The sequence below is a fragment of the Aquipseudomonas ullengensis genome (assembly GCF_014174475.1).
Taxonomy (GTDB): Bacteria; Pseudomonadota; Gammaproteobacteria; order Pseudomonadales; family Pseudomonadaceae; genus Aquipseudomonas; species Aquipseudomonas ullengensis.
Genome location: NZ_JACJUD010000002.1, coordinates 396,314 through 415,217 on the forward strand (window position 1 = coordinate 396,314; position 18,904 = coordinate 415,217).

At 61.3% G+C, this 18,904-nt stretch carries 21 protein-coding genes; 16 read left to right on the forward strand and 5 right to left on the reverse strand.

Features of this window, described 5'->3' with window-relative positions; translation table 11 throughout:
- Window positions 1-8 precede the first annotated feature (8 nt).
- From rpoE to pdxJ, 11 genes are all read left to right on the forward strand, one after another.
- The gene (rpoE, locus tag H3H51_RS07260; protein WP_183088385.1) at window positions 9-590 is read left to right on the forward strand and encodes an RNA polymerase sigma factor RpoE; all 582 of its coding nucleotides are present in this window, start codon (window positions 9-11) and stop codon (window positions 588-590) included.
- Between the two features lie 31 nt (window positions 591-621).
- Window positions 622-1,212 (forward strand): sigma-E factor negative regulatory protein, encoded by a 591-nt coding sequence (locus H3H51_RS07265; protein WP_183088386.1) that lies wholly within the window; start codon window positions 622-624, stop codon window positions 1,210-1,212.
- Between the two features lie 8 nt (window positions 1,213-1,220).
- Window positions 1,221-2,162, forward strand: a complete 942-nt coding sequence (locus tag H3H51_RS07270; RefSeq protein ID WP_183088387.1) for a MucB/RseB C-terminal domain-containing protein — start codon at window positions 1,221-1,223, stop codon at window positions 2,160-2,162.
- Between the two features lie 236 nt (window positions 2,163-2,398).
- Complete coding sequence (locus tag H3H51_RS07275) at window positions 2,399-3,820, forward strand: DegQ family serine endoprotease (RefSeq protein ID WP_183088388.1); 1,422 nt, start codon at window positions 2,399-2,401, stop codon at window positions 3,818-3,820.
- A 152-nt stretch (window positions 3,821-3,972) separates the two neighbouring features.
- The gene (gene lepA / locus H3H51_RS07280) at window positions 3,973-5,772 is read left to right on the forward strand and encodes a translation elongation factor 4 (RefSeq protein ID WP_183088389.1); all 1,800 of its coding nucleotides are present in this window, start codon (window positions 3,973-3,975) and stop codon (window positions 5,770-5,772) included.
- A 5-nt stretch (window positions 5,773-5,777) separates the two neighbouring features.
- Complete coding sequence (gene lepB / locus H3H51_RS07285) at window positions 5,778-6,632, forward strand: signal peptidase I (protein WP_183088390.1); 855 nt, start codon at window positions 5,778-5,780, stop codon at window positions 6,630-6,632.
- A 104-nt stretch (window positions 6,633-6,736) separates the two neighbouring features.
- Entirely contained in the window at window positions 6,737-7,114 is a 378-nt protein-coding gene (locus tag H3H51_RS07290; RefSeq protein WP_183088391.1) for a DUF4845 domain-containing protein, read from the forward strand.
- Window positions 7,111-7,800, forward strand: coding sequence for a ribonuclease III (gene rnc / locus H3H51_RS07295; RefSeq protein ID WP_183088392.1), 690 nt, complete (start codon window positions 7,111-7,113; stop codon window positions 7,798-7,800). The genes H3H51_RS07290 and rnc overlap by 4 nt, the downstream gene beginning before the upstream one ends.
- Window positions 7,793-8,695, forward strand: a complete 903-nt coding sequence (gene era / locus H3H51_RS07300) for a GTPase Era (RefSeq protein WP_183088393.1) — start codon at window positions 7,793-7,795, stop codon at window positions 8,693-8,695. Before rnc ends, era begins: the two co-directional genes overlap by 8 nt.
- A gap of 3 nt (window positions 8,696-8,698) precedes the next feature.
- A complete protein-coding gene (gene recO, locus H3H51_RS07305) occupies window positions 8,699-9,397 on the forward strand; it encodes a DNA repair protein RecO (RefSeq protein ID WP_183088394.1) in 699 nt (232 codons plus the stop codon).
- On the forward strand, window positions 9,390-10,136 hold the full coding sequence (pdxJ, locus tag H3H51_RS07310; RefSeq protein WP_183088395.1) for a pyridoxine 5'-phosphate synthase: 747 nt from the start codon (window positions 9,390-9,392) through the stop codon (window positions 10,134-10,136). The genes recO and pdxJ overlap by 8 nt, the downstream gene beginning before the upstream one ends.
- 44 nt (window positions 10,137-10,180) lie before the next feature.
- Here pdxJ and H3H51_RS07315 read toward each other — a convergent pair whose 3' ends face one another.
- The 5 genes from H3H51_RS07315 to H3H51_RS07335 all read right to left on the reverse strand — a co-directional run bounded on the left by H3H51_RS07315 (window position 10,181) and on the right by H3H51_RS07335 (window position 13,435).
- On the reverse strand, window positions 10,181-10,735 hold the full coding sequence (locus H3H51_RS07315; protein WP_183088396.1) for a magnesium transporter: 555 nt from the start codon (window positions 10,733-10,735) through the stop codon (window positions 10,181-10,183).
- Window positions 10,736-10,802: 67 nt separating this feature from the next.
- A complete protein-coding gene (locus H3H51_RS07320) occupies window positions 10,803-11,849 on the reverse strand; it encodes a GGDEF domain-containing protein (protein ID WP_183088397.1) in 1,047 nt (348 codons plus the stop codon).
- Window positions 11,850-12,009: 160 nt separating this feature from the next.
- Entirely contained in the window at window positions 12,010-12,189 is a 180-nt protein-coding gene (locus H3H51_RS07325; protein WP_183088398.1) for a hypothetical protein, read from the reverse strand.
- A gap of 104 nt (window positions 12,190-12,293) precedes the next feature.
- A complete protein-coding gene (locus tag H3H51_RS07330) occupies window positions 12,294-12,503 on the reverse strand; it encodes a cold-shock protein (protein ID WP_183088399.1) in 210 nt (69 codons plus the stop codon).
- 227 nt (window positions 12,504-12,730) lie between these two features.
- Window positions 12,731-13,435: an endonuclease gene (locus tag H3H51_RS07335; RefSeq protein ID WP_183088400.1), complete on the reverse strand. Its 705-nt coding sequence runs from the start codon at window positions 13,433-13,435 to the stop codon at window positions 12,731-12,733.
- 139 nt (window positions 13,436-13,574) lie between these two features.
- On the opposite strand from H3H51_RS07335, the gene H3H51_RS07340 reads away from it, so the two are divergent.
- The 5 genes from H3H51_RS07340 (at window position 13,575) to H3H51_RS07360 (ending at window position 18,777) form a co-directional block, all read left to right on the forward strand.
- A complete protein-coding gene (locus tag H3H51_RS07340; RefSeq protein WP_183088401.1) occupies window positions 13,575-13,907 on the forward strand; it encodes a hypothetical protein in 333 nt (110 codons plus the stop codon).
- A gap of 116 nt (window positions 13,908-14,023) precedes the next feature.
- Window positions 14,024-14,788 (forward strand): PP2C family protein-serine/threonine phosphatase, encoded by a 765-nt coding sequence (locus H3H51_RS07345; RefSeq protein WP_183088764.1) that lies wholly within the window; start codon window positions 14,024-14,026, stop codon window positions 14,786-14,788.
- A 19-nt stretch (window positions 14,789-14,807) separates the two neighbouring features.
- Window positions 14,808-16,508: a serine/threonine-protein kinase gene (locus H3H51_RS07350; RefSeq protein ID WP_183088402.1), complete on the forward strand. Its 1,701-nt coding sequence runs from the start codon at window positions 14,808-14,810 to the stop codon at window positions 16,506-16,508.
- 25 nt (window positions 16,509-16,533) lie between these two features.
- Window positions 16,534-17,370, forward strand: coding sequence for an FHA domain-containing protein (locus H3H51_RS07355; RefSeq protein WP_183088403.1), 837 nt, complete (start codon window positions 16,534-16,536; stop codon window positions 17,368-17,370).
- A gap of 105 nt (window positions 17,371-17,475) precedes the next feature.
- The gene (locus H3H51_RS07360; RefSeq protein WP_407926467.1) at window positions 17,476-18,777 is read left to right on the forward strand and encodes a phospholipase C/P1 nuclease family protein; all 1,302 of its coding nucleotides are present in this window, start codon (window positions 17,476-17,478) and stop codon (window positions 18,775-18,777) included.
- The last annotated feature ends 127 nt before the right edge of the window (window positions 18,778-18,904 follow it).

Below are 18,904 nucleotides of genomic sequence, written 5' to 3' on the forward strand. Positions count from 1 at the left end.
GAGTTTTGATGCTAACCCAGGAAGACGATCAGCAGCTGGTCGAGCGCGTACAACGTGGCGACAAGCGAGCTTTTGATCTGCTGGTGCTCAAGTACCAGCACAAGATTCTCGGGTTGGTCGTGCGTTTCGTGCACGACAACCACGAAGCCCAGGATGTGGCACAAGAGGCATTTATCAAGGCGTATCGCGCGCTGGGCAATTTCCGCGGTGACAGTGCGTTTTATACCTGGCTGTACCGCATCGCCATCAACACGGCGAAGAACTACCTGGTCTCGCGTGGCCGTCGCCCGCCAGACAGTGATGTAAGTACCGAGGATGCCGAGTTCTACGAGGGCGATCACGCACTCAAGGACAACGAGTCACCGGAACGGATGCTGCTGCGGGATGAAATCGAGGCCACCGTGCATCGCACCATCCAGCAGTTGCCCGAGGATCTGCGCACGGCCCTGACCCTGCGTGAATTCGATGGACTGAGTTATGAGGACATTGCCAGCGTCATGCAATGTCCGGTCGGCACTGTGCGATCGCGGATATTCCGGGCGCGTGAGGCCATCGATAAGTCCCTGCAACCGTTGTTGCAGGAAAGCTGAGACAGCGGCGACAGCCAAGAGAGGAACCACCATGAGTCGTGAAGCCCTGCAGGAATCGCTGTCCGCGGTGATGGATAACGAAGCGGACGAACTGGAACTGCGTCGAGTACTCGCCGCGAGCGACGATAACGAGCTGCGTGCTACCTGGTCGCGTTACCAGATAGCTCGTGCGGTGATGCACAAGGAGCTGCTGGAGCCGCGCCTGGATATCGCAGCCGCAGTCTCCGCTGCCCTGGCCGAAGAGGCCGTGCCTGCCAAGCCGGCAAGTGGCGTATGGCGCACGATTGGTCGTGTTGCGGTTGCCGCGTCGGTAACGGTCGCGGTGCTGGCTGGCGTGCGCTTCTACAATCAGGACGAGATCGGCGGTACGCAGCTGGCCCAGCAAGGTGCTCAACCAGGCCTGACGTTGCCGCAGATGCAAACCCAAGGGCCGGCGGTGCTGGCTGGTTACAACCCGGATGAGGGTGTAGTGCCGCAGCAGCCGAGTGTGCAGGTGCCTTCCGCCAATTGGCAGGAGCAGCGTCTGCCATCCTACCTGCGTCAGCATGCCCAACAGGCGGCGGCCAGTAGTGCGGACTCCGCGTTGCCTTACGCCCGCGCTGCTAGTCTGGAAAATCGCTGAGGGGATTTATGCGCGCCATTGCGTTCATTGCACTGCTCGGCTGGCTGGTGACTCCTGCCCAGGCAGCCGAACCTCAGGATTGGTTGCAGCGGATGGCCAAGTCCGCGCAGCAGAGCTTCCACGGTACTTTCGTCTACGAGCGTAATGGCAACTTCTCTACCCATGCGGTCTGGCACAAAGCGGGTGCCGACGGTGTGCATGAGCGGCTGCTACAGCTCGATGGACCTGCCCAGGAGGTTCTTCGTGTCGATGGGCGTCCTCAGTGCATGAGTGACGGCCTGGCTGACGAAATGCCTGATGTGCAGTGGTCGTCTCGCCACCTTGATGCAGCCCTACTCGAAAAACGTTATGACCTGCGTGTTATCGGTCGCTCACGGGTAGCGGGGCGCTCCGCGGTGGTTCTGGTGCTGATGCCGCGCGACCAGCATCGTTATGCCTTCGAACTGCATCTGGATGAAGAGACGGCGTTGCCGCTCAAGTCGCTGTTGATCAGTGAGAAGGGCCAGTTGCTCGAGCGCTTCCAGTTCATCGACCTGGATCTGAGCGATGCTGTGAAGGATGAGGCACTGTTGCCGAGTGCGACATGCAAGCCGGTGAGCTTCAACAAGGTTGCCGAGCTGACTCAGCCCTGGCGTGCCGGCTGGCTGCCGCCGGGCTTTGAGTTGAATCAGTCGTTGCAGCGCGCCAGTCCGACTTCTTCTGATCCGGTGGCCTACCTGATGTACGGCGATGGCTTGGCGCGCTTCTCGGTCTTCCTTGAGCCCCTGCACGGCGTGGCGGTCGAGGACTCGCGTCGCCAGTTGGGGCCCACCGCAGTGGTTTCCCGGCGTATGGCGACTGCCGATGGCGATGTGATGGTCACCGTGGTTGGCGAAATCCCGGTGGGAACTGCCGAGCGTGTCGCGCTGTCTATGCAAGCGGCTGCCGCGACGGCCAGTAGCGCGCAGTAAATATTGAGGCGATCGGTTCTCCGATCGCTCAGCCGCTCAGGCTGCCGTCGTCTCTCGTAATGTTGAGCTTTTTGTGCGCCGCGGCTAGCGGTGTGCGGCCTGGGAGTGGCTGAGTTCGGCTGAAATGCTCGCCGAACGTGCTGGGATGGCTGTGGGGTGGTTGGTCGAGTTTCTGTGCAGGCAGACGACCTATTCCGTTAGAAACGCTTGTTCCTTTGTGGATGGAGCTGCAGTAAATGCTGAATCTGAGAACCTCTTTATCCGGCCTTTTTTCCCTGTTTTTGCTGGCTCAGGCGTCTTTGGCGCATGCCGAGCTGCCCGATTTCACCGAGCTGGTCGAGCAGGCCTCGCCTGCCGTGGTGAACATCAGTACCCGGCAGAACCTGCCGCAGCGTGAAGTCGCCATTCAGGGCCAGATGCCCGACTTGCAAGGCTTGCCGCCGCAGTTTCGCGAGTTCTTCGAGCGCAGTCTGCCGCAGATGCCGCGCAATCCTGGCTCGCGCCAGCGCGAGGCGCAGTCTCTGGGTTCCGGCTTCATCATTTCCGATGATGGCTACATCCTGACCAACAACCATGTAGTGGCGGATGCCGATGAGATCATCGTGCGCCTGTCGGATCGCAGCGAGCTGCAGGCCAAGCTGATTGGTGCCGACCCGCGTACCGACGTGGCATTGCTCAAGGTCGAGGGCAAGAACCTGCCGACATTGAAGGTCGGTAAGCCTGACGAGCTGAAAGTCGGCAGTTGGGTGCTGGCCATTGGCTCGCCCTTCGGCTTCGATCATTCGGCGACGGCCGGTATCGTCTCGGCCAAGGGGCGCAGCCTGCCCAACGAGAACTATGTACCGTTCATCCAGACTGATGTGGCGATCAACCCGGGTAACTCGGGTGGTCCGCTGTTCAATCTGGATGGCCAGGTGATCGGTATCAATTCGCAGATCTACACCCGCTCAGGCGGTTTTATGGGCGTGTCGTTCGCTATTCCGATCGATGTGGCCATGGATGTGGCGAACCAGCTGAAATCCGGTGGCAAGGTCAGTCGCGGTTGGCTGGGCGTGGTGATTCAGGAAGTGAACAAGGATCTTGCCGAGTCCTTCGGTCTGGAGAAACCGGCGGGTGCGCTGGTGGCCCAGGTGATGGAGGATGGCCCGGCGGCCAAGGGCGGCCTGCAGGTTGGCGATGTGATTCTTAGCCTCAACGACCAGCCGATCATCCTGTCTGCCGACCTGCCGCACTTGGTGGGGGCGATGAAGGCGGGGAGCAAGGCTGACCTGGAAGTGATTCGCGAAGGTGAGCGCAAGCGTCTGCAGATGACCGTTGGCAGCTTGCCGGAAGATGGCGACGAACTGGCTGCAGGCGAGAGCTCCGGTGTCGAGCGCAGCAGCAATCGCTTGGGTGTGGCAGTTGCCGAGCTGGCCGCCGAGCAGAAGAAATCCCTCGACCTGCGCGGTGGCGTAGTGATCAAGGAAGTGCAGGATGGCCCGGCGGCGCTGATTGGTTTGCGTCCGGGGGATGTCATCACGCACCTGAATAACCAGGCGATCGACTCAGCCAAGACGTTCACCACGGTAGTCAAGGAACTGCCGGCCAATCGCTCGGTGTCGATGCGCGTATTGCGCGAGGGCAGGGCCAGCTTCATTACCTTCAAATTGAGCGAATAAGTTTGCGGATATAGAAAAAGGGGCGGTTTTTACCGCCCCTTTTCTTTGTGGTCTGCCAGCGGCCACGCGTGACGCGGTATGCCGCGATCAGTTAGAATTCCCGGCTATTTTTCGACGGGCAGCCTGCCCGCGGCTTTTTCGAGTGTTGATCCGTGAGCGACCTGAGTCATATCCGCAATTTCTCCATCATCGCCCACATCGACCATGGCAAGTCGACCCTGGCCGACCGCTTCATCCAGATGTGCGGCGGCCTGTCCGAGCGCGAAATGGAGGCCCAGGTACTGGACTCCATGGATCTGGAACGCGAGCGCGGCATCACCATCAAAGCCCACAGCGTGACCCTGTATTACACGGCGCGTAATGGCAAAACCTACCAGCTGAACTTCATCGACACCCCGGGTCACGTCGACTTCACCTATGAAGTCAGTCGCTCGCTGGCGGCCTGTGAAGGTGCCCTGCTGGTCGTGGATGCCGGTCAGGGCGTCGAGGCGCAGTCGGTTGCCAACTGCTACACCGCCATCGAGCAGGGCCTTGAGGTCATGCCGGTGCTGAACAAGATGGACCTGCCACAGGCAGATCCGGACAAGGTCAAGGACGAGATCGAGCACATCATCGGCATCGATGCCACTGACGCCGTGGCCTGTAGCGCCAAGAGCGGCATGGGCGTGGACGAGGTGCTGGAGCGCTTGGTCGAGGTGATCCCTGCGCCGACCGGCGACATCGATGCGCCGCTGCAGGCGCTGATCATCGACTCCTGGTTCGACAACTATCTCGGTGTGGTCTCCCTGGTGCGCGTGCGTCACGGCCGCATCAAGAAAGGCGACAAGGTGCTGGTCAAGTCCACTGGCAAGATCCACCAGGTTGACAGCGTGGGCGTGTTCACGCCGAAGCACACCGCCACCGAAGACCTCAAGGCCGGTGAAGTGGGCTTCATCATCGCTGGCATCAAGGATATTCACGGTGCACCGGTGGGTGACACCCTGACCCTGTCCAATACCCCCGATGTCGACATGCTGCCAGGCTTCAAACGGGTCAAGCCGCAGGTCTATGCCGGTCTGTTCCCGGTCAGCTCCGACGATTTCGAAGACTTCCGCGAAGCCCTGCAGAAGCTGACGCTGAACGATGCAGCGTTGCAGTACGAGCCGGAAAGCTCCGAGGCCCTGGGCTTTGGCTTCCGTATCGGCTTCCTCGGCATGCTGCACATGGAGATCATCCAGGAGCGCCTGGAGCGTGAGTACGATCTCGACCTGATCACCACTGCGCCGACTGTAATTTTTGAGCTGCTGTTGAAGACGGGGGAGACGATCTACGTCGATAACCCGTCCAAACTACCGGACCTGTCGTTGGTCGAGGATATGCGCGAGCCGATCGTGCGCGCCAATATCCTGGTACCCCAGGAGCACCTGGGCAACGTCATCACCCTGTGCATCGAGAAGCGTGGCGTGCAGCGCGACATGCAGTTCCTCAGCAGCCAGGTGCAGGTCTGCTACGACCTGCCGATGAACGAGGTGGTACTGGACTTCTTCGATCGCCTGAAGTCGGTCAGTCGTGGTTATGCCTCGCTGGACTACAGTTTCGACCGTTTCGAGAGCGCCAACCTGGTCAAGCTGGATGTGCTGATCAACGGTGAGAAGGTAGATGCCTTGGCACTCATCGTGCATCGCGACAAGGCCCACTATAAAGGCCGTGCGCTGACCGAGAAGATGAAAGAGCTGATCCCGCGGCAGATGTTCGACGTGGCGATCCAGGCGGCCATCGGTGGGCAGATCGTGGCGCGTACAACGGTCAAGGCGCTGCGCAAGAACGTATTGGCCAAGTGCTACGGCGGCGACGTCAGCCGTAAGAAAAAACTGCTGGAGAAGCAGAAGGCCGGTAAGAAAAGGATGAAGCAGGTTGGCAGCGTGGAAATCCCGCAAGAAGCCTTCCTGGCCGTACTCAAGGTGGATAGCTAATACCTATGTCGTTCAACTTCCCGCTGATTCTGGTGATTGCCGTTGCGGTTTGCGGCGTGTTGGCCCTGCTCGATCTGCTGCTGCTGGCGCCACGCCGGCGGGTAGCGATTGCGGCGTATCAGGGGCAGGTTGGTGAGCCGGACGAGGCGGTACTGCAGCGCCTGAACCGCGAGCCGTTGTTGGTCGAGTACGGTAAATCGTTCTTTCCGGTGCTGGCGATCGTGCTGGTGCTGCGCTCCTTCCTGCTGGAGCCGTTCCAGATCCCGTCCGGTTCGATGAAGCCGACGCTGGAAGTGGGCGACTTCATTCTGGTCAACAAGTTTGCCTACGGCATTCGCTTGCCAGTGCTGGATACCAAGATCATCGAAGTGGGCGATCCGCAGCGCGGCGATGTCATGGTATTCCGCTACCCCAGTGATCCCAGCGTCAACTACATCAAGCGCGTCGTGGGATTGGCTGGCGACCATATTCGCTATACCAGCAACAAGCGCCTGCTGATCAACGGCGAGCCAGTAGCGGAGCAAATGCTCGGCGAAGAGGCGGGCAGCCTGGGTAGTGCGGTGCTCTACAAGGAGAAGCTCGGTGAAGCCGAGCACCTGATCCGCAAGGAAATGCGCCGCAACTACATCGATCCGGGTACTGAGTGGGTGGTGCCGAAGGGCTACTACTTCATGATGGGCGACAATCGCGACAACTCCAACGACAGCCGTTACTGGAATGACTCGAAGATCCCCAGGGATCTGCTGGGCATGGTGCCGGACCGCAATATCGTCGGTAAGGCCTTTGCCGTGTGGATGAGTTGGCCGGAGCCCAAGCTGCGTAGCGTGCCCAACTTCTCCCGGGTCGGCCTGATCCACTAATCATCGAAAATGCGCGGTGCTGTTCAATCGGGCAGCAGCTGCTTATATATAGTCGTGGCCTTCGCCTGCGGGCATTACAACAACACTGACAATTGGGGTCGAAGATGACATTTGCGCGTTCGCAGAAAGGGATGTCTTTTCTGGGCTGGATGTTGATTCTGGCGGTTGTGGCTTTCCTGGCCAGTACCGCCTTCAAGATGTTTCCGCATTACATGGACTTCATGTCGCTGGAGAAGATCATCAGCTCTGTCGAGACTGATCAGGCACTGCAGATCCGTACGGTCGGCGAGTTCTATGAGCACGTAGAGAAGGGCATGACCGTCAACGGCATTCGTGATCTCAAGCTGGAAGATATCCTTGAGGTCAAACTGGAAAACAACGAATTCCAGGTCCATCTGCAGTACGAAAAGCGTGAGCACATGATCGAGAACCTCGATCTCGTCGCCAATTTCGATAAAGAATTCCGCGTAAGAGCCCAGTGAGTACATCGTTGCCGCGTCTCGAGCGCAAGCTCGGGTACACCTTCAAAGACCAGGAGCTGATGCTCCTGGCACTCACTCACCGCAGTTTTGCCGGGCGCAACAATGAGCGTCTGGAGTTCCTCGGCGACGCCATCCTCAACTTCATCGCGGGGGAAGCCCTGTTCGAGCGCTTTCCTCAGGCGCGTGAAGGTCAGCTGTCGCGTTTGCGCGCGCGCCTGGTGAAAGGTGAGACGCTGGCAGTGCTGGCGCGTGGCTTCGATCTGGGGGAATACCTGCGTCTGGGCTCCGGCGAGCTAAAAAGCGGTGGTTTTCGTCGCGAGTCGATCCTGGCCGACGCCCTGGAAGCCCTGATTGGTGCGATCTACCTGGATGCCGGCATGGAGGCTGCGCGTGATCGCGTGCTGGCCTGGCTGAGCAACGAGTTGGAGAGCCTGACGCTGGTAGATACCAACAAGGACCCGAAGACCCGTCTGCAGGAGTTTCTGCAGTCGCGCGGGGTTGATCTGCCACGCTATGAAGTGGTGGATATCCAGGGCGAGCCGCACTGCCGAACCTTTTTTGTGCAGTGCGAAATCGCCCTGCTGAGTGATAAGACCCAGGGGCACGGTGCCAGTCGGCGCATTGCCGAACAGGTCGCCGCCGCTGCTGCCCTGGTGGCGCTGGGCGTGGAGAACAGTCATGACTGATACACCCGTTAGCCGCTGCGGTTATGTCGCCATTGTCGGGCGTCCCAATGTGGGCAAATCGACACTGCTCAACCATATTCTCGGGCAGAAACTTGCCATCACCTCGCGCAAGCCGCAGACCACCCGCCACAACATGCTCGGGATCAAGACCGAGGCTGAGGTGCAGGCCATCTACGTCGACACGCCGGGGCTGCACAAGAACAACGAGAAAGCGCTCAACCGCTACATGAACAAGACCGCGTCAGCGGCATTGAAAGATGTCGACGTGGTGATCTTCGTGGTTGATCGCACGCGCTGGACCGATGAAGACCAGATGGTTCTCGAACGCATCCAGTATGTGCAGGGACCGGTGATACTGGCGATAAACAAGACTGATCGCATCGAAGACAAGGTCGAGCTGATGCCCCACCTGGAGTGGCTGCAGCAGCAGTTGCCGAATGCCGAGATCGTGCCGATTTCTGCGCAGCAGGGGCACAATCTGGAGACCCTGGAGAAACTGGTCGCCGAGAATCTGCCGGAAAATGAGCACTTTTTCCCGGAAGATCAGATTACCGACCGCTCCAGCCGCTTTCTGGCTGCCGAGCTGGTGCGCGAGAAGATCATGCGTCAGCTGGGTGCCGAGTTGCCGTACCAGATCACCGTGGAAATCGAAGAGTTCAAGCAGGAAGGCCGCATCCTGCATATTCATGCGCTGATTCTGGTCGAGCGTGATGGGCAGAAAAAAATCATCATTGGCGACAAGGGCGAGCGCATCAAGCGCATTGGCCAGGAGGCGCGCAAGGACATGGAGGTGCTGTTTGACTCCAAGGTCATGCTCAATCTCTGGGTCAAGGTGAAGGGTGGCTGGTCCGATGACGAGCGGGCGCTGCGTTCGCTGGGTTACAACGACATCTAAGCCATGCAGGTCAGCGCGCAATCGGCCTATGTCCTGCATAGCCGTGCCTACCGCGAGAGCAGCGCGCTGGTCGATATCCTCACCCCGCAAGGGCGTTTTCGCGCCGTTTTGCGCGGTGCCCGTGGCAAGGCCGGCACGCTGGCGCGCCCGTTCATTCCGCTGGAAATGGAATTCCGCGGGCGTGGCGAGCTGAAGAATATTGCCCGTCTGGAGGCTGCCGGCGTTCCCAACCTGTTGAGTGGTTCTGCGTTGTTCAGCGGGCTGTATCTCAACGAACTGCTGATTCGCCTGTTGCCTGCAGAAGACCCGCATCCCGAGCTGTTCGAACACTACGCCCTGAGCCTGCGCGCACTGGCGGCCAATCCGCCGCTGGAGCCCTTGTTGCGGTCGTTCGAATGGCGTCTGCTGGATGAGCTGGGCTATGGTTTTGCCCTTGACGTCGATCTGGCTGGTCAGCCGATCAAGCGTGATGGCCTGTATCGCCTGCAGCCCGATGCGGGCATGGAGCAGGTTGCCCAGTTGCAACCAGGCTTGTTTCAAGGCGCTGACCTGCTCGCCATGGCGCAGGCCGACTGGGCCTCCCCTGGCGCTCTGGCGGCGGCCAAGCGGCTGATGCGTCAGGCCCTCGCGCCACATCTGGGTGGCCGACCGCTGGTCAGCCGCGAACTCTTCATGAATCTCAAGGAACCTGCCCGTGACTGAAGCCAACCGTATTCTGCTCGGCATCAATATCGATCATGTGGCCACGTTGCGTCAGGCGCGTGGTACCCGCTATCCGGACCCGGTGAAAGCCGCGCTGGATGCCGAGGAGGCGGGGGCCGATGGCATCACCGTGCACTTGCGTGAGGATCGTCGGCATATCCAGGAACGCGACGTACGCCTGTTGAAGGATGTGCTGCAGACGCGGATGAACTTCGAGATGGGCGTGACCGATTTCATGCTGGAGTTTGCCGAAAGCATCCGTCCTGAGCATGTCTGCCTGGTGCCGGAAACCCGGCAAGAGCTGACCACCGAGGGTGGTCTGGATGTGGCGGGCCAAGAGGAACGCATCAAGGTTGCCGTGCAACGCCTGGCGCGCCTGGGGTGCGAGGTGTCGTTGTTCATTGATGCCGATGAGCGGCAGATCGAGGCCTCGCGACGTGTCGGTGCCCCTGCTATCGAACTGCACACGGGTCGTTATGCTGATGCGCTCTCTCCTGAAGAGACCGCGCGTGAACTGGCGCGTATCCGTGATGGCGTCAGCTGCGGGTTGGCCCATGGCCTGATCGTCAACGCTGGTCATGGATTGCACTACCACAACGTCGAGCCGGTCGCGGCGATTGCTGGGGTGCATGAATTGAATATCGGCCACGCCATCGTCGCTCATGCCCTGTTCGTCGGCTTCAAGTCGGCGGTGTCAGAGATGAAACAACTGATTGCCGCTGCTGCTGCGCGGGGCTGAAATTGAGTAAGGGCGACTCGCTAGGCTGGTCGCCCTTGTTCTAATCAGATCATCTGGCGAAAGCGGTGCCAGCGTTGCTGCAGGGCAACTGCCCAGTCCGGCGAGGCGGCACCGACTCCAGCCAGTTCCAGTCCTGGGTGGTAGGCGACGATCTGGCTGAGAATGGTTTCCTGCGTGGGCTTTACGTCGACGAAGAACAGGTGTTTACCGTCGTGAAGTGGCTCGGCGAAGTGCTTAAACGCAGTGTTAGGTTTTTGCAGGCCGAACAGGCTGCCTTCCCAGATGCTGAAGCCGATCAGCACTGCGGCTAGAAATATGAACGGTATCCAGCCGGCAGCGGTATTGGCCCAATCATTGAGCCAGGCCAGCAGTACGACCAGTGCTGCGAGGGCAAAGCCGATCAGGCTGCCAATCTGTCCAGAGTGAACGACATCCTGCTTCATAACTGAAGAGACGTCATGCAGGTGATGTTGCTCGACCTCGGCGTCCCTTTCGCTCAGCACGTGGATCTGTTCAGTGCTGATGCCGCAGGCTTCCAGTTCGCCCTCTAGTTTTTCCAGGTCATCCAGGTTGTCACTGATATAGAAATGCCGGTTCATGGCGTACCTCCCGTCTTGCGGTTGCTGGGCCCCCTTTGTCTCTAGATTTATGGCCGAGTTGGCCTGGTTAGAGTGTAGTCGCCGGGCCGGCAGTGGGGAGGGAGGCGACGGGCGAGCCTTCTTCGCTGCGGTCGATGATGGTGCAGTCGCGCCCGGCGCTCTTGGCCTGGTAGAGGCACTGGTCGGCTCGTTGCAGCAGGTTCGGCCAGGGTTCATCTGTGCGCAGTATGGCTCCGCCGATCGATACGCTGACCGTTCCGCCGGGGCTGCGCAGCAGTTCGCGCACCAGTTTTTGCAGATGAGCGGCTGCGGCCTCAAGGCCGCTGAGGCTGGTGTCTGGCAGCAAGAGCAGGAATTCCTCACCGCCGACGCGGAACAGTCGGTCTTCCTTGCGCGAGCCGGCTTTGATCAGGGCGACGAAGCTCACTAGCACTTGATCACCTGCGGGATGACCGTATTGATCATTGATCTGCTTGAAGTGGTCGAGATCCATCGCCAGTACGCTGTAGCTACGGCCATGACGGCGCTTACTGGAAACAGCGATTTTCAGTTCGTCATCCATTGCCCTGCGGTTGCGTGCGCCGGTCAGTGGGTCGCGGATGGCGAGTCCCTGTAATTGCTCGCGCTGGTGGCGTGTGCGGTAGGCGAAGATGAAGGTCAGGACACCGGCCATCATGTTGGTGACCAGGAAAGACACCATCTGGTACTGGCTTTCGAAGACGCTGCCAGGCACCCATAGCGCGTGGCCGACCAGGCTGAGGAGGACCATCAGGGTTGCCGCGATGGCTTTGCCGGGGGAGACCATGAAGAAGTTGAACAGGATTAGTGGATAGATCCAGAACAGGCCGTTGACGCCGAGGTTGATGGCAATCAGCGTTGAGCCGACGGAGAAGATGCAGGCCAGGTAGATACCGGGCTTGACCGTGTCACCGGTGCGCCAGGCGTAGAACACGGCAGAAAGGGTCGAGATGACGATCACTGTGTCGGCGGTTCCGACCAGGTAATTGCCATGCAGGAGGCGGTAGATGGCGTAGGGTGTGATACCGAGGGCGCCGAAAAACCCCATCAGGGTGATGATGGACAGTTGGAAGTCGTTGCGTAGTCGCTTGAGCATCAGCGAGGTCCCGGGCCTGTGGCCGCATTCTTATGTTGCCAAGGATGCAGAGCTTTGTCGGGGCGAGCAAGGGCGGGGTGGGGCAAAGTGCCAGTATTTCGGTCAAAATGTCGAGCGACGCATGGGCCAGCCAGCGGCTTGGCCCGCAGCGTGTCGGAACTTACTTCTTGCCGATAGTGATATGTCGGCTGGGGGTGTGCGATTGTCCGCTGACGCCTTTGGCGATCTGCTGGATCTCGCCGCCAGATTTGAGGAAGGCGGCGATTTGGGCCTCGATCGACTCGCTGGTTTCCACGGCTGGCGCGGGCTTGGGCTTCTGGGTGGATGCTTTGACTCGCATGCTGGTTCCCCCTTCAGGAATCACTGCCGCAGGATCACGGCGGGTAAAATGGCAGGAATAAAAAAACCGGCCCGTAGGCCGGTTTTTCGTGACGCGCGAAGTAATTAGATTACTTGTACGTCGTCAGCCTGCATGCCTTTCTGGCCTTTCACTGCAACGAAAGAAACCTTTTGGCCTTCTTGCAGGCTTTTGAAGCCGGAGCTCTGGATCGAGCGGTAGTGCACAAACAGGTCAGCGCCGCTTTCCGGGGTGATGAAGCCGAAGCCTTTTTCATCGTTGAACCATTTAACGGTGCCGGTTTGACGTTCGGACATGGGATATCTCCTTGAACAAAGTTAACACGACTCTGGAACAGCCCAGGCCATGACTGAGTGCAAAGAGTAAAGAAACCGATGAAAAGTTGGACCGAGATCTAAACAGTTCGATTTGCGGTGACACATGCAACACAGTCCGAGCACCTTACAAGTTCGGGGCCGAAACGCCTAGTCATTTTTTAAATATCTGCTGAGTGGGGCATCGGTCGAAGGCGTTGGAATCGGGCTCAGTCGTGTCCCGGGCTACAGCGTCGCAGGTCGATCTTGCCAACATAGGGATTGCCCCAGCCCATCACGCAGCCGAGTTGCAGGTTGCGTTGTCGCTCCCATTCTTGCACTGGGTACTGCTTGTGCCACGCCTCGAACAGCTGGCGCTGCTGATTCGACAGGCGCAGGCCGTAGCGCTTGCTCATGTAGAAATAGGTGCGCGCCACCATGCCGCGGATCTTCGCTCGGGGCATCGCCTTGCGCGCCTTGAAGTCGACGACCATCGGGCAGGCGCCGTACTGGCTGGGCTGTTGTGGCAGCCAGGCATAGCTGAAGTTGCTGCGATCGCCGTTGATCTCACCGATGCTGGGCACCAGGTTGAACAGGTCGGCTTCGGCGCGCCGGTAGGTTTTGTCCGAGTTTGCGCACTGGCGGCGCCCGCCCTGTTGCCAGCAGCGTCGCTGGTGACCAATGGTCCAGGCCGGAACAATGTGCTCCCACTCGATGCGTGCGGCGCGCTGCGGATTCTTGCGCGGCACGTAGCCGCAGCTTTTCAGGTCGACCTGGCTGCCGCTGTAGCGGCAGCCGCAATAAAACTCTATCGACTGCCGTGCATAGAGTTTCCAGGCAACTTTCTTGGCCTCGCTGAAGGTGCGTGGCGGGGCGGCATGGCTGAGGGTTGGCAGGGTAAGCAACAAAGACAGCAAAACAATGGTGCGGCGCATGGGCTTGAATACGGCATCCCGAAAAGCGCCGCATGATAGCGGGCGCTCTGTCCTTGCCAAGCCTGGCAATACAGTGGCCAGGGGTGTTGCGCGGCGGCAATCGGCGTAGCATCGAAACAAACCCGCGAGGATCGATGCGATGAGCGCGATACGACTACTGATAGGGCTGGCGGCGATCACCGCGCTGCCGGTCATGGCTGGCGAAGTGGTGCGCCGGCCGCTACAGGCGGTGCCCATTGAGTATGTCAGCCCGGGTGCCAGTGGCAGCGTCAGCTCTTCGAGCCGCAGCCAGATCCAGAACCTCTACGGTGGCCAGGCGCTGCCCGAGGGCTATGGCCGGCAAAGCCAGTCCTCTGGCAGCTCCAGCGTGCAGCAGAGTGGCGGTATCCGGCAGAGCACCGAGTATCCGGGTGGCTATGAAGTGCAGCGCTATCCCGGACAGAACAGCTACGAAGTCCAGCGCAGCCGCTGATCACAGAGGCGCTCTATCTCGACTGCTTAACACTTCCCATCGCCCAGGCTGACAGCCGCCGCCTGGCGCCGCATCATGCACGCTCGTGCAGTTGAGAGGTTCCACCAGTCATGTCGATGGGGTATGCGGCGCAGAGCGTCGCGGGTCGCGTTCGTGCACACAACGAAGATGCCGTGCTGTGTTGTCCCCAGCTTGGGCTGTGGGCCGTGGCCGATGGCATGGGTGGACACCAGAGCGGTGAAGTCGCCAGCGCCTTGGCGTTGCAGACGCTGCGTGCCGTGACTGCCGAAGGTGGTGATCTGGACGCCGCCATCCATGCCGCCAACGCCGCCATTCTCGCTGCCGGCCAGCAGGGCGGCGGGCGCAGCATGGGCACCACCGTGGTCGCCGTGCGTTTTGCCGGCGCCGAGTTCGACCTGGCCTGGATTGGCGACAGCCGTGCCTACCGCATCAGTCTCGACGGGATCGCCCAGCTCACCCGCGACCACAGCTGGGTGCAGGCGATGATCGATGCTGGCGAGCTGAGTGTGGACGAGGCCCGCAACCATCCGCGGCGCAATCTGGTCACCCAGTGCCTGGGGCAGAGCGAGCTGGTGCTGCAGGTCGATCGCGTGCAGGGCACACTGGCACCGGGGGAGTTGTTGTTGCTGTGCAGTGACGGCCTGACCGGCGAACTCACCGATGCGCAGATCCAGCAGCCCTGCGGCAGTGCAGCGACCCTCGATGAGCTGGTCGAACAGCTGATAGGGCTGGCAATCGAGGCGGGCGGCAAGGACAATATATCCTGCATCGTCCTGGGGCGTAGCGCGTCGGAATCGCCGGAGATCGGCACCAAACCGCGCAGTTTCCTCAGGCGTTTGCTCAATCCCCGTCGGCAATAAACCCTAAGAATCAGATCGAATGAGCGATAGCTTGCTTGAGATACCCGGCTACCGCGTGCATGGCCAGCTGGGCAAAGGCGGGATGGCCGAGGTATTCCTCGCCACCCAGGAATCGCTGCACCGCAAGGTCGCCATCAAGGTGCTGCTAAGCGCCGAGGATGAGGCCTTCAGCCAGCGTTTCATCAAGGAAGCGCATATCGTCGCCTCCCTCAGCCATCCCTCGATCATCACCATCTACGACATCGACCGGCTGGCCGACGGCCGTTACTACCTGGCCATGGAATTCTTCCCCGGCGGCGACCTGGCGCGGCACAAAGGCGAGTTGTTCGCCCCCGAGCGGGCCCTGGAAATCATCCGTCAGATCGCTAGCGGCCTGGCCGTGGTGCATGACAAGGGCCTGGTGCACCGCGATGTAAAGCCAGCCAACATCCTCTTTCGCGACGACGGCAGTGCAGTGCTCACCGACTTCGGCGTGGCCAAGGACCTGGACATCGACAGCGAGCTGACCCATTTCGGCGTCGCTGTCGGCAGCCCTGCGTACAGCAGCCCGGAGCAGGCCCAGTGCCAGGCGCTGGATGCGCGCAGCGATATCTACAGCCTAGGTGTGATCCTGCTGGAGATGCTCACCGGCGCTAACCCGTACCGCGGTGGCAATTACACGCAGACCGTGATGAACCACGTGCAGATGTCTGCGCCGACGCTGCCTGATGCGCTGGCTGCCTTCCAGGGCGTTGTCTCGCGCATGCTGGCCAAGGCTGCGGACGAGCGTTTCGGCGATTGCCGCGCGCTGCTTGCCGCCCTCGACGAGATCGAGCTGAGCGACCTCGATGAGACGCAGATCCGCCCGGCGCTGCCGCTTGCCAAGCCGATAGCGCCGCCTGCGCCAGTTGCCAAAGGTGCTGCATCGCGCCGCTCGGCGATGCCGATCCTGGCGGGGCTCAGCGTACTGGTGTTGCTGGCCACGCTGACCTTCAGCTGGCTCTACCTGCGTGAGCGGGCGCAGATCGACGACCTCTTGGCTCAGGCCGAACAGCGCTTCGCCTCTGGCCAGTTGGTCGAGCCGGCGCAGGACAGTGCCGAATTCTTCTTCAAGCAGATTCTGCTGCTGGACGATGACAACGACGAGGCCCTGGCCGGCCTGCAGCGAATCACGGATACACGCATCGCCGGCTTCCTCGCCCTGGGTGAGCAGCGCTTGGCCGAAGGCCAGTTGCTGCAACCGGAGCAGGACAGCGCCGACTTCTACTACCGTCAGGCCCTGGCCCTGGATGCCAACCATGCCGGCGCGCTGGAAGGGCTGCAGCGGGTGCTCGATGCACGGGTGGCGCAGGCGCTGGAGCGGGCCGAGCAAAGCATCGCCGACAAGCGCCTGCTGCTGCCGGAAGAAGACAGCGCGGTCTACTACTACCGCCAGGTGCTGGGCTGGGTGCCTGGCCAGGAGCAGGCGCAGGCCGGCTTGCAGCGGGTGGCCATGCTTTATCGCGACCTGGCCAATGCGGCCTACCGGCGCACCGATTTCCCCGCCGCACTGGCAATGATCGAGCGTGGCCTCGAGGCCCAACCGGATAATGCGGAGCTGCTCAAAATGCGTGGTGAACACCAACAGTTGCTCAGCTCGGCGCGGGCCACCCGTGCCCGTTCCGAAGCAACCCAGGAAAGTGCTGCCAAGCAACAGAAGAACCCGATCCAACGGGTCTGGAACAACCTTTTCGGCCAGTAAACGGCCTTCGACAGGATCATTGCCCATGCTCAAGCTGCACTTCAAAGACAGTCGCCAGGCGCCTATCTGGCTGGTTGAGGAGCGCTTCACCATCGGTCAGGACCGGCGCAACCAGCTGGCCCTGGATGACGACGGAATCGGCGCCTTCCATGCCGAGATTCGTCAGGAGGGTGGGCTCTACTTCATCAATGACTGCGACAGCGAGAGCGGCACCTTCGTCAATGACGAGCGCATCAGCAGCCGTTACCAGCTGCGTTCGGAAGACCGTGTGCGCCTCGGTGAGGTGGAGCTGCTGCTGGTCGATCCAGCCAAGAGCAAACCCAAGGCCGAGGCTACCCAGCGCTGGTTCCTGCAGGTGGTCAAGGGCGAGCACGAAGGCAAGAAATTCCATATCAGCGGCTCGATGACCTTCGGTCGCTCGGTCAAGTGCGAGCTGTGTTTCAGCGATGCCGAGCTGTCGCGCCGGCACTGCGAGTTCTTCCTCAAGGGCGACGTGCTGGAGGTCAAGGACCTGGCCTCGGCCAACGGTGTGCTGGTCAATGGTGAGAAACGCAGCGCGGCCGTGCTGCAGCCGGGTGATCAGGTGCGCATGGGCTCGGTGACCCTGCTGGTGATCGGGCCCAAGGTCGAGTCGCAGCAGGTCGAGGACGAAGACGCCACGCTGTTTATGCAGGCCGTCGATCTGCCCAAGCCGGCTGCCAAGGTCGCCAACCCGGCCGCCACGCCCAACCCGCTGCGGGCTGCGGCGCAGGCCAGCGTTGCGCCGGCACCTGTCGAGGCGGCGGGTTCGTCGCGGGTCGGCTTGCTGCTGGTCGGCGTGCTGCTGATTGCGGCCGTAGCGGCGGCCGTTCTGTTGGTCTGAGTGCGCGCCTGATCGGTGAGTGCGCCTGGCGCACTTCGTCGCTGTCGCCTGCTAGCGCAGCAGGTAGTCTTTGTGGCTGAACCGAACCGAATATCGGGAGCGCCTGTGAGACTCTTTGCCCTGCTTTCATGTGCCTGCCTGCTGGCAGGCCTGCCCCTCGGCGCTCAGGCCTGGTCCAACCATGCGCTGGGCAGCCTGCTGGCCCTGCAGCAGGTGCCAGGCCTGCAGCGCGAGGTGGCAGCCGAGCCGCTGGAGGCATTTCTCAAGGATCAGGCGCCGGCCTTGGAGCGTTTGCTCGACGAGCAGGAAGCCTTCGCCCGCGAGCATTTCCCCAACTACCCCGCCCGCCCGGACGCGCTGCGCTGGAGCGCTACATCCCAGGCCGATCCGCGCGCGGCGTTTGTCCGCGCCCTGCGGATCAACCCCGAGGTGCGCCTGGCCAGCTTTATCCAGCAACTGCCGGGGCAAGCGGACGGTGGGCGTCCCAGCCTGCTGGCGCAGGATGTGCTGGTGTTCCACAAGGTCGGCCCGTGGAGCCAGTGGCGCTACCTGGCCCTGCAGCCAGGCGAGGCGGTGAGTGCGCTGCAGGTGCTGAGCAGCGCGGCCGATGAGCCGGACTACGGCCACGACATCAACCTGTTCAGCGACAACCCCGGCGAGGCCGGCCAGCAGTACGGCTTCGGTACCCAGCCGTTTGGCGATGCGCGCTTCGAATACTCCTCCCAGGCGCCGTTCCATATCGGCTACTTCCACGAGTCGCCGCTGATCTTCGCGGCGGCGCCCTACCTGGCGCGCACCCTGCCGCACTGGCGGGTTTACCAGTACAGCGGCCTGGCGCGCCTGGCGTTCGCCAGCGGCCATCCCTACTGGGGTTACCGTTTCCTTGGCTGGACCCTGCACTACCTGCAGGACCTGACCCAGCCGTACCACGCCAGCGTCCTGCCCGGCGTGGACACCAGCGGCATGGTGATGATCGCGGTGAAAGCCGAGGCCGGCTACCCGCAGGACCGGGAAGCGGCGATCAAGCGTGTGGCCGACCGGCATACCGCCATCGAGCAGTACCAGTTCGCGCGCATGGAGGATCTGCTGCGCGTGGGCCCGGCCGACAGCCCGCTGCTGACCGCCTATGCCGATACCCGCACGGATGCAGGCTACCCGGCCTTCGATGCCGATTACGCGGCCAACGTGGTGGCGGCGGAGTCCCATGAACGCGCCGGCGAGCTGGACGATTTGATTGGCCGCTGGCTGGCGGCGAAACCGAGCAGCCAGGGTTTCAGTGCCGGCAATCAGCTGGCGGCCAAGGCCGCGCCCGATCCGGCGCTGGAGCAATTGTTGGCCGAGCTGTTCCGTCACTTCGGCGCGCACAGCCGCAATACCGTGCGGGCGGTGGTGCCGGCTGCGCAGTAGGTTTGCGTTGGCGTCACGGTGGATAAGCAGAGCGTTATCCACCCTACGAGACAGGCCCGCGTAGGGTGGAAAACCGCGAAGCGTTTTCCACCACGGGAGCAGGTCAGATGGCTCCCAGGCTCTGCAT

Coding starts and splice junctions, on each gene's coding strand:
- H3H51_RS07340 (WP_183088401.1), top strand. CDS start 13,575: ATGAGCGCGATACGACTACTGATAGGGCTGGCGGCGATCACCGCGCTG.
- H3H51_RS07290 (WP_183088391.1), top strand. CDS start 6,737: ATGACATTTGCGCGTTCGCAGAAAGGGATGTCTTTTCTGGGCTGGATG.
- H3H51_RS07345 (WP_183088764.1), top strand. CDS start 14,024: ATGGGGTATGCGGCGCAGAGCGTCGCGGGTCGCGTTCGTGCACACAAC.
- H3H51_RS07320 (WP_183088397.1), bottom strand. CDS start 11,849: ATGCTCAAGCGACTACGCAACGACTTCCAACTGTCCATCATCACCCTG.
- H3H51_RS07350 (WP_183088402.1), top strand. CDS start 14,808: ATGAGCGATAGCTTGCTTGAGATACCCGGCTACCGCGTGCATGGCCAG.
- H3H51_RS07330 (WP_183088399.1), bottom strand. CDS start 12,503: ATGTCCGAACGTCAAACCGGCACCGTTAAATGGTTCAACGATGAAAAA.
- H3H51_RS07265 (WP_183088386.1), top strand. CDS start 622: ATGAGTCGTGAAGCCCTGCAGGAATCGCTGTCCGCGGTGATGGATAAC.
- rpoE (WP_183088385.1), top strand. CDS start 9: ATGCTAACCCAGGAAGACGATCAGCAGCTGGTCGAGCGCGTACAACGT.
- H3H51_RS07275 (WP_183088388.1), top strand. CDS start 2,399: ATGCTGAATCTGAGAACCTCTTTATCCGGCCTTTTTTCCCTGTTTTTG.
- H3H51_RS07335 (WP_183088400.1), bottom strand. CDS start 13,435: ATGCGCCGCACCATTGTTTTGCTGTCTTTGTTGCTTACCCTGCCAACC.
- lepB (WP_183088390.1), top strand. CDS start 5,778: ATGTCGTTCAACTTCCCGCTGATTCTGGTGATTGCCGTTGCGGTTTGC.
- H3H51_RS07270 (WP_183088387.1), top strand. CDS start 1,221: ATGCGCGCCATTGCGTTCATTGCACTGCTCGGCTGGCTGGTGACTCCT.
- recO (WP_183088394.1), top strand. CDS start 8,699: ATGCAGGTCAGCGCGCAATCGGCCTATGTCCTGCATAGCCGTGCCTAC.
- H3H51_RS07355 (WP_183088403.1), top strand. CDS start 16,534: ATGCTCAAGCTGCACTTCAAAGACAGTCGCCAGGCGCCTATCTGGCTG.
- H3H51_RS07315 (WP_183088396.1), bottom strand. CDS start 10,735: ATGAACCGGCATTTCTATATCAGTGACAACCTGGATGACCTGGAAAAA.
- era (WP_183088393.1), top strand. CDS start 7,793: ATGACTGATACACCCGTTAGCCGCTGCGGTTATGTCGCCATTGTCGGG.
- H3H51_RS07325 (WP_183088398.1), bottom strand. CDS start 12,189: ATGCGAGTCAAAGCATCCACCCAGAAGCCCAAGCCCGCGCCAGCCGTG.